The 13144-nt window shown below is 33.7% G+C and carries 10 protein-coding genes; 3 read left to right on the top strand and 7 right to left on the bottom strand.

What is annotated here, in order from left to right; translation table 11 throughout:
* Positions 1-18 precede the first annotated feature (18 nt).
* From DR980_RS01600 to DR980_RS01615, 4 genes are all read right to left on the bottom strand, one after another.
* Positions 19-750 (bottom strand): CsgE family curli-type amyloid fiber assembly protein, encoded by a 732-nt coding sequence (locus DR980_RS01600; protein ID WP_113633504.1) that lies wholly within the window; start codon positions 748-750, stop codon positions 19-21.
* A gap of 3 nt (positions 751-753) precedes the next feature.
* Positions 754-1275, bottom strand: coding sequence for a hypothetical protein (locus DR980_RS01605; RefSeq protein WP_113633505.1), 522 nt, complete (start codon positions 1273-1275; stop codon positions 754-756).
* A 243-nt stretch (positions 1276-1518) separates the two neighbouring features.
* A complete protein-coding gene (locus tag DR980_RS01610; RefSeq protein ID WP_167400523.1) occupies positions 1519-2205 on the bottom strand; it encodes a hypothetical protein in 687 nt (228 codons plus the stop codon).
* Between the two features lie 638 nt (positions 2206-2843).
* A complete protein-coding gene (locus DR980_RS01615) occupies positions 2844-5033 on the bottom strand; it encodes a glutamine synthetase III family protein (RefSeq protein WP_113633507.1) in 2190 nt (729 codons plus the stop codon).
* Between the two features lie 292 nt (positions 5034-5325).
* On the opposite strand from DR980_RS01615, the gene DR980_RS01620 reads away from it, so the two are divergent.
* Positions 5326-6273, top strand: coding sequence for a TerC family protein (locus DR980_RS01620; RefSeq protein ID WP_113633508.1), 948 nt, complete (start codon positions 5326-5328; stop codon positions 6271-6273).
* Between the two features lie 69 nt (positions 6274-6342).
* On the opposite strand, the gene DR980_RS01625 is transcribed toward DR980_RS01620, so the two are convergent.
* Positions 6343-6843, bottom strand: a complete 501-nt coding sequence (locus tag DR980_RS01625; protein WP_113633509.1) for a hypothetical protein — start codon at positions 6841-6843, stop codon at positions 6343-6345.
* Positions 6844-6929: 86 nt separating this feature from the next.
* On the opposite strand from DR980_RS01625, the gene DR980_RS01630 reads away from it, so the two are divergent.
* Positions 6930-7502: a DUF1543 domain-containing protein gene (locus DR980_RS01630; protein ID WP_113633510.1), complete on the top strand. Its 573-nt coding sequence runs from the start codon at positions 6930-6932 to the stop codon at positions 7500-7502.
* Positions 7503-7567: 65 nt separating this feature from the next.
* On the opposite strand, the gene DR980_RS01635 is transcribed toward DR980_RS01630, so the two are convergent.
* Both DR980_RS01635 and DR980_RS01640 read right to left on the bottom strand, forming a co-directional pair.
* Positions 7568-8434 (bottom strand): alpha/beta hydrolase, encoded by an 867-nt coding sequence (locus tag DR980_RS01635; protein ID WP_113633511.1) that lies wholly within the window; start codon positions 8432-8434, stop codon positions 7568-7570.
* A gap of 192 nt (positions 8435-8626) precedes the next feature.
* On the bottom strand, positions 8627-12079 hold the full coding sequence (locus tag DR980_RS01640; RefSeq protein ID WP_113633512.1) for a methylmalonyl-CoA mutase family protein: 3453 nt from the start codon (positions 12077-12079) through the stop codon (positions 8627-8629).
* Positions 12080-12390: 311 nt separating this feature from the next.
* Between DR980_RS01640 and DR980_RS01645 the strand changes: the two genes are divergently transcribed.
* The gene (locus tag DR980_RS01645) at positions 12391-13098 is read left to right on the top strand and encodes a DUF4197 domain-containing protein (protein ID WP_113633637.1); all 708 of its coding nucleotides are present in this window, start codon (positions 12391-12393) and stop codon (positions 13096-13098) included.
* The last annotated feature ends 46 nt before the right edge of the window (positions 13099-13144 follow it).

Genomic DNA, 13144 nt, shown 5'->3' on the forward strand with positions numbered 1-13144 from the left:
TAAATCCGTATGAACATATTAATATTGAGTAATGAATTTAGCTTGTTTTTCAATATTTTTAAAATATTTAAAAATTTTAGCAGAAGATGTTTCTGCCATATATTTTAAAAAATCTTCATCAGGCCTTGCAATAAATTCTTCAACAATATCATTATCAATTTTCACACTAATTTTGGTTGTTCGACCAAAGGTCAATTCTTCCTGAACTGTAATTATTTTTTGAGATTTGATATTTAATTTAGAAAACTCCGAGTAAAGCATATCATAGAAATCATTCCCTAATTTCGTTTTTGTTTCGTTCGCGATAATACCTAACATCTCTAAGCCATCATTAGGTTTTAATACACTTACTTTAGTTTCTTCATCACCTCCAAAAACTAATCGATCTTTCCCTATTATTGCATTATCTTCATCATAAATCAATAATAATATAATGATTTGATCGTCCTGAGTCCTATTGACCTGGGTTTTGGAAAGTATAACTTTTTGAATTGGCTCTAGTGTAACACGACCATCTTGAGCATTATCCGATCTATTGGAATTCCGTTTATTTTTTTTAAAGACAGTAAGCTTAAATGAAATATTTCTGAATTCCGATTTTAAATTCTCTACAGTTGCTGTTGCAGAAAGTGTGTTTTCTACCTCTTCAACTTCTATTTTTGGTTTAATGTCTTTATTTAAGTTTTGAGAAAAACAAAATGATACATTAAGCAATAAAAGTAAAAAAGTGATATGAGCGAATGATTTCATATTCTAGTGATTAAATATATAAATAGTGCCCGAATTTCCAGTTTGGGTAATTTTTAAATCTCTTGAAATAGAATTTGTTCCGTTGTTAAACAACGTCAAATTATTTCCTTCTTGATTTATTGACATATCTATGGATGATGCGGAGTATAATGAAAAATCACTTATATAATTATTAGAACCAGATTGCGAAACGGACTGATTTAAATCACCCGTACTTTTATACATGTCCAAATAATTATTAAATCCATTTTGGCTCGCAGCAATTTCATAATTTTCAGACTTTACAGTAACAGACGAAAAATTATTAAAACCAACTTGTTTAACTTGGATTAAATTATTGTTTAGAAGATAATTATCCATTGATTGTGCTTGACCTACTTCACCAAAATTTAGTTTGGAAATCATAGTTTTATCAACCAAATCATAAAGATCTGAAGAGGTGTTTATTTGTAAAACCTGAGCATTTATAGAGAATGCACTTAAAAATGTAATAACAAATAGGATAATATTTTTTTTTGATTTCATGACTTGCTAATTTTATTGTCAAACACATTAAAATATAGATTCTGATAATAATTATAAAAACGAATCATAAAAACTAAATTCATAAAGAATGAATTTATAGAAGGGTATTAGATAATTAATTTCCTCACAAAAACTTAGAAATTTTAAAACTGAGAGCAATTAATAATTTATTGTAAAATAGAATAGTAAAAAAAAGGGATAGAATGTAATCTACAACTCTATCCCTTTTTATAAATATGAAAATTAGTTAGATTGTGAAACTATACTTAAATTTCCAAGACCCCATTGGTTCACAGTACTCATGTGATCGCTACCAGTTTGAAAAGTCCAAGCATTATTAGCAGTTCCATTTTGATTGATATAAGATGTATTATCAGTTCCAAACTGAACTGTTAATGCGTTATTGAACTCTCCGTAAGTATCCACATAGGATGCGTTTCCAAAACCAACTTGAAGTACATCAGAGTTGTTATCATGACCTTCTTGCATCACATTTGAATAATTACCTGCAACAAACTGTAACGTAGTTGATGAATTATCTCTACCTATTTGAGTAGTTTGAGATACATTGAAGAAACCAGATTGACCCGTCACAGCATCATTTCTTCTACCATCTTGATCTATGTAAGCTGCATTGCCAACACCAAGCTGCCCAATGTAAGCATCATTACGACGCCCATCTTGTTCAACATCTGCAAGATTGAAGAAACCACCTTGATTAGTGTCAGATTCATTGAATCTTCCATCTTGATCAATAATAGCCCAGTTTCCAACACCTAACTGAAGAACATCAGAATCGTTTTGCATTCCAACTTGTGTTACCAAGCCAACGTTTGCAGCTCCTAATTGGTTAACCATACTTACGTTCCCTTGCGCAAAAGCCAATGAACCTACTAGCATCGCGGAGATGCTCAAAATTACTTTTTTCATAATAAATATATTTAATTGGTTGTTAATACATGTTATCATGTAGGTTTAAAAAAAGTGATTTGGGAACCTCTTCTTTTATGTAATAAATAACAAGACTTTTAGTATTAATAACAGTCCTTATTTTTTTACTACATATCAAAGATATAAAACATAATTAGAAAGAAGTACGTATAAATACGTGTTTTTCATGCAATTATACTAATTTTCGATGAAATGTAATTCTGTATCGATGAACTACGTTTTTATTAAAATTCATAAACAAGAAAAGGACTACATAAGTTAATATTGTTAAAACAACTCTCATCCATACTAAATTTAATAAGAACTATATGATAAAAATAGCATAATAAAGAGAAGAAAAACTTTAATAATACATTTTAAGACATTCTTTAGCTACATAATAATACTCAAGTTCTAAAACGACTAAAAAACATAGTACAAACTACATTATTAGATACTAGCATGAATGAACCTATTTCATATCTATATAATTGAAATGACTTGAAAAATTAAACCAAAATATTAATACTTTTTATTATTAAACCAATCTTGCTATTTTGCTTGATGAAAAGATTTGAGATAAAAAAAAAGCCCTTCCAAAACGGAAAGGCTTTTAAAAATTTTAGAATTTTTACTTACTACTTAGTAAATAACAATTCTCTATATTTAGTTAAAGTCCAGATTTCATTATCAACCAATAACTCTAATTTATCACAATGATTTCTGATAATTTCAAAGTATGGTTTTACTTTATTACAATATGCTTCTGCCATTTCTTGCGCATCAGTCAAATTATTTGCTATCTTTCTTTCGTTTGTCATCTCCTCTACTTTTGAGTTAATGCCTTCAATATGTCCTGAAATTTCTTTAATCAAAACAATTTGCTCTTTAGCTATTGTTTCAAAATCATCCCCAAAAATATCTTTTAAACCTTTAACATTGGCAATCAAAGTATTTTGGTAACGAATTGCTGTAGGAATAACGTGATTTTTAGAAATATCACCTAAAACTCTACCTTCTATTTGAATTTTTTTAGTGTACTCTTCTAATTCAATTTCGTATCGCGCTTCAACCTCAACATGATTCATGATGTTTAATTCCGAAAACAAATCTAATGACTGCTTAGAAATTCTGGCTTTTAATGCTTCAGGTGTAGTTTTGAAATTACTTAAGCCTCTTTTTGCAGCTTCCGCTTCCCATTCCTCGCTATATCCGTCTCCTTCAAAAAGGATTTTTTTAGATTGTTTGATGTACTCTCTTAAAACATTGAAGATTGCATCATCTTTCTTCATGTCTTTTGAATCAATCAATGCATCAACCTCAACTTTAAAGTCTCTTAATTGTTTTGCAACAATTGCATTCAACGTAGTCATTGCATTAGAACAGTTTGCTGTAGAACCTACCGCTCTAAACTCAAATTTATTTCCTGTAAAGGCAAATGGGGAAGTTCTGTTTCTGTCTGTATTGTCTAAGAGAACATCTGGAATTTTCCCTACTACATTTAATTTTAAATCGGTTTTTTCTTCAGGAGATAACTTACCAGTAGTGACACCTTCTAATTCTGCTAAAACTTTAGTCAATTGTCCACCAATGAATACGGAGATGATTGCCGGTGGTGCTTCGTTTGCTCCTAATCTATGGTCATTACTTGCAGAAGCTATTGCTGCTCTTAATAATGACTCATTATCATTTACCGCTTTGATGGTATTGATAAAGAAAGTCAAAAACTGTAAATTACTCATTGGTGTTTTGCTTGGACTCAACAAGTTTACACCAGTATCTGTAGCTAACGACCAGTTATTATGCTTCCCTGAACCATTCACTCCTTTGAAAGGTTTTTCATGAAATAACACTTTCAATTCGTGACGTTCGGCTACTTTTTGCATTACATCCATCAACAAACAGTTGTGATCCACAGCCAAGTTTGTTTCTTCAAAAATAGGTGCCAATTCAAATTGATTTGGTGCTACTTCATTGTGACGTGTTTTTACAGGGATGCCTAACAACATACATTCTTGCTCCAAATCTCTCATGTAAGTCAATGCACGTGTTGGAATAGAACCAAAATAATGGTCATCTAATTGTTGCCCTTTTGCAGAAGTATGTCCTAACAAAGTTCTTCCTGTCATAATAAGGTCAGGACGAGAATTTGCTAACGCTCTGTCTACTAAGAAATATTCTTGTTCCCAACCTAAAGTTGCGGTAACTTTTTTGACATTTTTATCAAAATATTTACATACTTCGGTAGCTGCATCATCCATAACCATAAGAGCACGCAACAAAGGTGTCTTATAATCTAAAGCCTCTCCGGTGTACGAAATAAAAACAGTTGGAATACATAAAGTAGTTCCAAAAATAAATGCTGGAGATGTTGGATCCCAAGCGGTATATCCTCTTGCTTCGAATGTGTTTCTAATTCCACCATTTGGAAAACTAGAAGCATCTGGTTCTTGTTGTACTAATTGAGCACCACCAAATTTTTCTACAGGATCGCTACCGTCATAAGATGTTTCAAAAAAGGCATCATGTTTTTCAGCAGTTGTCCCTGTAAGTGGTTGAAACCAGTGAGTATAATGAGTAACTCCTTTAGACAAAGCCCACTCTTTCATACCCATGGCGATATAATCAGCTAATTTTCTGTCTATTTTAGTTCCATGCTGTACTGCATCGCGCACTCCTTTAAAAGCATCAGAAGTCAAAAATTGCTTCATTGCTTTGTCATTAAAGACATTTGAACCAAAAATAGTAGATTTTCTATCAGATTCTTCAAATTTAACTGGCTTTCTGGTCGATGCTTCTCTCAAAGCTTGAAAACGTAATGTTGACATAAAAATTGTTTTTAATTAATTAGACCCCTATTATTTTGATGCAAATATAATTTAATTATTACTTTTATAAAATTTTGCCTCAAATTTTTATGGGTTATAGACCGAAATTTATCAAATTATTAAAAATACATGCTTAAAATCACAACTTAGTAATTTTAAGGCCATTATTTTCGAAAGTAACAGATTCATAAAAAATCCCAAAGAGTAAAAAGTCAAAACTTTTCCTTAAAATTTTTAGTTAAGTTTAATAATCAAAAAGTATCTTTACGCAAAATATAAATACCTTAAATTTATGATTGTCTGGATTTCTTTTTTAACCGCAGTTTTGATTTTTTTAGCCCTTGATTTAGGAGTTTTTAATAAAACACCACACATTATAAGTTCCAAAGAAGCAGGGAAATGGACCGCAATATGGGTTACATTATCTTTTATATTCTCCGGAGTAATCTATTGGCTTTACACCACGGATTATATTGCCAATCCAGATTCTTTGAAACCTGCTGCCGCATCAATAAAGTTCATCACGGGCTATTTGATAGAATTATCCCTTAGTATTGATAACATTTTTGTCATCGCTATTATTTTTTCCGCATTTAAAATTCCGCAAAAATACCAACATCGAGTGCTGTTTTGGGGAATTCTTGGCGCCATTGTCTTTAGAGGTCTTATGATCTATTTTGGCGTTTTACTGATTAACAAATTTTCATGGATGACATATATTTTTGGAGGTTTTCTAATTTACACCGCCATGAAAATGTTATTTAGTGGAGAGGACGAAAAATTTGAACCAAAGAAATCCTTCATTTATAAAGCGCTAAAAAAAGCCATGCCAATCTCTAATCACATCGATGGTGAGCATTTCTTTGTAAAAAGAAGACACATTACAGCTGCTACTCCTCTATTTGTAGCGCTAATCGTGATTGAAGTTATGGATGTCGTTTTTGCGATTGATAGTGTTCCTGCAATTTTAGCCATAACAAGCGATCCGTTTTTAGTTTTTAGTTCTAATATCTTTGCTATTTTAGGATTACGATCTATGTATTTCTTTCTGGCTCACATGCTAGACAAATTTGCTCATTTGGAGTACAGTCTTATTGCCATCTTAACTTTCGTAGGTATTAAAATGCTGCTTCATGATTATCTAAAACTGCCTGAATGGGTATCACTGGCTTTTATAGCCGTTTCCCTTATCGCGGGAATAGTTGCATCGCTTAGAAAGAGCAGTAAAGAAATGGTTTAAAACTAAAAAGCACAAGCAATAAAAAAAGGAAATCTCTCGATTTCCTTTTTTTATTGCTAAAATTCCTCCTTACAAATTGATTTTCTTAATGCCACTCCCATCAACTTTCAATGCAGACATTACAGAGTCAATATTATTTTTATTAATTGTTTTAGCAAAACCATCTGGTATTACAACAATTCTAAAGGTTTGGTCTTGAGTCCAACTTGCTGGCAATGTATTAAGATTAAAATTTGCCGAAAGATAGATATTCACATTAAATCTAGAATAATCAAAATTGAAATCTAATGCTCCTCCATCATTAAAATAATACGTTTGAGGCATTAACTTCCAAACATCTTGTCCATTTACTATATCATATAAATGGTATACTAAAACAGAATCCGAGGAATAAATTGGCGGATCAAATACGACCAATCTACTATAATTATTATTGGAATTGAATGAAGTGGTAACTTCAAACACTTCATTTCTTGGTCCATTATCTACATCATCATATACTTCTGTTACTTCACAACTTTGTAGTGCCATCATCCCGATGAAAACTAAAAATAAGGTAATTTTTTTCATTCGATTTCGTTTTTATAATTTATATAAAAAACTCTATTCATGAATTGTGCCAAACTTTATTGTGAAGAATATTGTACTTTTGAATTATGGAAAAAAAACTTAAATTATACATGATAATGCTAGGCTGCGTACCAGAAGGACGGTTTATAGAGCAGCATGATATTTTTTTTGGAATTGGTAATTCCTTAAAAGAATTGATTCCTCATATCAATCTTTTTTGGCCAGAAGCCAAAGGTAAAATTCATATTGATGTTTGGCGAGAAGTTTCTGTAGTCGATGACTTCTTTATTGAAATTGTTCCAAAAAATACTGAAACACAAGTTACCCCAGAACAATTATTTTTCATCAATTTAGGAGGTTATAAAGAAAATGAATTTGAAGAATACCATTATAAAATGATTACAGTTGCTGCTAGTTTAGCATTAGCATCAAAAAAATCAAAAAAAACTACATTTTACAAACATTGTGGTTTCAAAGAAGCACCTTCGCATATTGACGATCAATACGGAATTGATGTAGATGATATTTACAATGTTGCAGATATGCTGCCAGCACATTTCAAAGCTTTATATTCTTTAAAAATAACAAAGTCAGAAACACAATTAGAGCAAAATCCATTGCATATTGGTTATTTGAAATTAAAAAAAATTAAAGATTAAATCAATAAAAAGGCCTTTCATCATTATCTATGAAAGGCCTTTTAAAATTATTATAAACACAAAGTCTATTTCAACACTGTAGCATTATTTTTTAAAATCTTGCTAAAAAACAGCACATGAGAAGGCAACGCATTTTCCCAGTATTCCCAAGTATGCGCTCCGGGACGTTCCGTATAATCATGAGAAACTTTGTTGTAAACGAGTCTTCGGTGTAATTCTCTATTGGATTCAATCAAAAAATCATCCACACCGCAATCTATAATCAATTCCAGTTTGTTGGTTTTTATTTTGTCAACCATATTCAAAACCGCATTCGAAGCATACACTTCCTGTGGTGCTCCTTCAGTTCCAAAAACAGGTTCCATTAACTTCGTAACTCTTTCCTTAGATTCCGGATTTATCATGCTTCCCATATCTACTGCTCCACTCATACTACCAGCTGCGCAGAACAACTCAGGATGTCTTGTCGAAAGATACAACGCCCCGTGACCTCCCATAGAAAGTCCCGTAATTACACGTCCTTTTCGGTCGTTTATGGTTCGGTACGTGTTATCTACTTTCTGAATAACTTCTTTCGTAATGTAAGTTTCAAACTGGCTTCCTTTATTCACTGGACTATCCAGATAAAAACTGAATGTTTCACCTTCGGGCATTACAATTATGATATTATATTGGTCGGCTAAATTGTGTAATAAATTCTTATCCGGGGTTTTAGACAACCAATCATTAAAATGGCCATAAGCGCCATGCAATAGGTAAAGAACAGGATAATTAATTTTGCTTTTAGCATAAGAACTTGGTAAAACTACCGCAGCTTTATAGGTTTTATTCATTGCCATACTGGGAATTTGCAACGTATCGGCTTTTGCCGCATAAGAATCGGCAACATGCCCAAAAAGAAAAAATAAGAATACAATTTGAAGTTTTTTCATTTGAAAGTTTTTTAAATGATTGAAAAGTAAATATAATACTTTAGAATAAATAAAATAAAGCCACAATAATTACAAACAAAAAAAGCCTTTCATCGCTGAAAGGCCTTTTGTACATATTGTAATCAAATATTGCCCGAAAGCGGGATCAGCGATTCACACACTTTTTTGCGATGCAAAAAAGTGGTTCTCTGCTTACATATTTCTTCTGTATTGGCCACCCACTTCAAACAAAGCCGAAGTAATTTGTCCCAAAGAACAAACTTTAGTCGCTTCCATTAAATGTTCAAATAAGTTTTCGTTTTTAATGGCTGCTTCCTGAAGCGTATTTAAATGCTCATTTACCAAATCCTGATTCGATTGATGCAAATGGTTCAACATATCAATTTGGTATTGTTTTTCTTCTTCCGTAGCACGAATAACTTCCGCTGGAATTACTGTTGGAGAACCTTTAGAACTCAAGAACGTATTCACACCAATAATAGGAAATTCACCTGTATGCTTTAAAGTTTCATAGTACAAACTTTCTTCTTGAATTTTACTTCTTTGGTACATGGTTTCCATAGCACCAAGCACTCCGCCACGTTCCGTAATTCTATCAAATTCCTGTAAAACTGCAGCTTCCACTAAATCCGTTAATTCTTCGATAATGAAAGCTCCTTGAATTGGGTTTTCGTTTTTAGCAAGACCTAATTCTTTATTGATAATCAACTGAATTGCCATTGCACGACGAACTGATTCTTCCGTAGGTGTTGTGATTGCTTCGTCATACGCATTCGTATGCAACGAATTACAGTTGTCATAAATCGCATATAACGCTTGTAACGTCGTACGAATATCATTGAAATCTATTTCCTGTGCGTGTAATGAACGCCCGGAAGTCTGAATGTGGTATTTCAACATTTGCGCACGTTCGTTAGCTCCGTATTTATTTTTCATGGCTTTAGACCAAATTTTACGCGCTACACGACCAATAACCGCATATTCAGGATCTACTCCATTTGAAAAGAAGAAAGATAAATTTGGTCCAAAATCATTGATGTTCATTCCACGACTCAAATAATATTCCACATACGTGAAACCATTCGAAAGTGTGAAAGCCAATTGCGTGATAGGATTCGCTCCTGCTTCTGCAATGTGATATCCTGAGATAGAAACCGAATAAAAGTTTCTAACATTCTTAGTAATAAAATATTCCTGTACGTCACCCATCAATCGAAGGGCAAATTCAGTAGAGAAAATACAAGTATTTTGTGCCTGATCTTCTTTCAAAATATCAGCCTGAACCGTTCCACGAACTTGAGACAATGTTCTTGCTTTGATTTCGTCATACACTTCCAAAGGTAAAACCTGATCTCCTGTAACGCCTAAAAGCATCAAACCTAAACCGTTATTCCCTTCCGGTAAATCTCCTTGGTAATGTGGTCTTTCGACTCCTTTAGCCGCGTATATTTTGTTAATTTTTGCTTCAACTTCTTTTTCAAGATTATTTTCTTTGATGTAAAACTCACATTGTTGGTCAATCGCCGCATTCATGAAAAAGCCTAATAACATAGGTGCCGGTCCATTAATCGTCATACTCACCGAAGTCATCGCATGAACCAAATCAAAACCAGAATATAATTTTTTGGCATCATCCAAACAACAAATAGAAACTCCGGCATTACCAATTTTTCCATAAATATCAGGACGTACATGTGGATCGTTTCCGTATAAAGTAACACTGTCAAAAGCAGTTGACAATCGTTTTGCCGGTAATCCTGCACTTACATAATGAAAACGTTTGTTGGTTCTTTCTGGCCCACCTTCTCCGGCAAACATACGAGAAGGATCTTCTCCTTCGCGTTTGAAAGGATATAATCCTGCCGTAAAAGGAAATTCTCCAGGAACATTTTCCTGCAAACACCAACGTAAAATATCACCCCAAGCTTTGTACTTTGGTAATGCAATTTTTGGGATTTGAGAATGTGAAAGCGACTCTGTATGCGTAGCCATTTTGATTTCTCTGTCACGAACTTTGAACGTATAAACTGGATTTTTGTACTTGTTTACTTTTTCGTCCCAAGTCAAAATGATTTCCCAATTGTACGGATCCAAATCCATTTTTACTTTTTCAAACTGATTCAGTAAAAGATTCAAAAATATTTTGTCCTCAGCAGCACCTGGTTTTTCAGATTCCAAAGCACTTGGCAAAACTGAATCGTCATTAATTCCTGCTTTGTTTAACTCAGGAGTTTTTTTAGCAACTGTTTCAATCGTTTTGAAAATTCCGTATAATTTCTGGGCAACTTGTTCTTGGCTTACCGCAGTAACATCATATTTGCGGTTACTTTCGGCAATTTCAGATAAATAACGGGTTCTGTGTGGCGGAATAACGAAAATCTTCTCGCTCATTTCACGCGTGATTTGGAACGTAGATTTCAAATCAGAATTTGTTTTCTCATGGACTTTATCCATAATCGCTTTGTACAGCGTATTCATTCCAGGATCGTTGAACTGTGAAGCAATGGTCCCGAATACCGGAAGCGTATCTAAATTAGCATCCCATAAATTATGGTTGCGTTGGTATTGTTTTTTCACGTCTCTTAACGCATCAAGAGAACCGCGTTTGTCAAATTTGTTTATTGCTACCAAGTCAGCAAAATCAAGCATGTCGATTTTTTCCAATTGGGTTGCTGCACCAAATTCTGGTGTCATAACGTATAAAGAAACATCAGAGTGATCCATGATTTCCGTATCGGATTGTCCGATTCCAGAAGTCTCCAAGATGATGATATCATAATTTGCCGCCTTAATCACTTGGATTGCATCAGCAACATATTTAGATAAAGCCAGATTCGATTGACGTGTAGCCAAAGAACGCATGTAAACACGAGGATTATTAATGGCATTCATTCGGATTCTATCTCCTAATAATGCACCACCCGTTTTACGTTTGGACGGATCTACAGAAATTAATCCGATTGTTTTTTCCGGAAAATCAATTAGAAAACGACGCACTAACTCATCTACCAAAGATGATTTTCCTGCTCCTCCCGTTCCTGTAATTCCAAGAACCGGAATCGTACTATTTTCATTCTTTTTTTGGATGGCTTCCAAAGTTTTGGCCGCTACATCAGGAAAATTTTCTGCTGATGAAATAATTCTGGCTATTGCTTTTGGATTTTTTTCTTCCAAATGATTGATTTCATCCGTCAATTTATCGCCAACCGGATAATCAGATTGTTGCACTAAATCATTGATCATCCCTTGTAATCCCATCGCACGACCGTCATCCGGAGCGTAAATTCTGGTGATTCCGTAAGCTTGTAATTCGGCAATTTCTGAAGGCAGGATTACACCACCGCCACCACCAAATATCTTGATTTGGCCCGCTCCTTTTTCCTGAAGCAAGTCATACATGTATTTAAAATATTCGTTATGTCCTCCTTGATAGGAAGTTATTGCAATGGCATTCGCATCTTCTTGAATCGCGGTGTTGACCACTTCTTCCACACTGCGGTCGTGACCTAGATGAATCACCTCAACACCGGTAGATTGAATAATCCTCCGCATGATGTTGATTGCCGCATCGTGACCGTCAAAAAGAGCTGCAGCGGTTACAATTCTTACTTTATTGTTAGGGATATATGGTTTTTGTTGTTCCATTTTATGAATATGATAATTTAAGCCTGCAATTTACAATTTTATTTTAAAAATTATTTGATGTTGCTGCTCGTTGTTAATAAATAAGGAAGAATTTTGTTATTTAGCCCCGATTGCAACGGCATCTCCCGATTTAGAAAAACAAGGCTTTTTTGTAGCCGTAGTTTTTATTTATCGGGAATACAGCGGAAAGCGGGACAAATCGTGATTAATACTACTAAATTTTGTGCTCCTAAAGAATAGTTGGCTTTGTTTTTGAATAAGTAGTATTTTTACAAATGCCGGATGGCAAATTAATAAATAAACAATTTACAATGAAGAAAATTTTAGTTTTAGCAGTAGCAATTTCACTTTCCAGTTGTGCCGAAATGCAACAAGTTATGAATCAATTTCCACAAACGCAAGGAATTGGCGGTGTTGATATTGCCGGCGGATTGAAGGAAGCGTTGAATAATGGGATTTCAAAACAGGTAACAAAACTGACAGCTACCGATGGTTTTTACAGAAATGAAGCCGTAAAAATTTTATTGCCGGAAGAATTGAGAAAAGTAGACGCGGGTTTGAGAAGAATTGGATTGAGTTCTTTGGCTGACGAAGGTTTGAAAGTATTGAATCGTGCTGCTGAAGACGCGGTAAAGGAAGCGACGCCAATATTTGTTGACGCCGTCAGAAACATGACTTTTATGGATGCCAAAACGATTTTGATGGGAAATGAAAGTTCGGCGACGAATTATCTACAAAACAGTACTTCAACGGCTTTGTACGGAAAATTTAATCCAGTGATTAAAAATTCATTTACTAAAGTAGGTGCCGATAAAGTTTGGACCAACATTATTACAAAATACAACAGCATTCCTCTGGTAAATAAAGTGAATCCTGATTTGACGGATTACGTTACAAACCAAGCGCTGAATGGTGTTTTCAAAATGGTTGCCGTTGAAGAGAAAAACATCAGAACGAATCTAAGTGCCAGAACTTCTGTTTTGTTACAGAAAGTTTTTGCAATGCAGGATAACAAATAGATTGAAATTGGGCTGTTTTTTTCAAACATAAAACAGCCTAATCCAA

The sequence above is a fragment of the Flavobacterium psychrolimnae genome, from assembly GCF_003312425.1.
Classification (GTDB): Bacteria; Bacteroidota; Bacteroidia; order Flavobacteriales; family Flavobacteriaceae; genus Flavobacterium; species Flavobacterium psychrolimnae.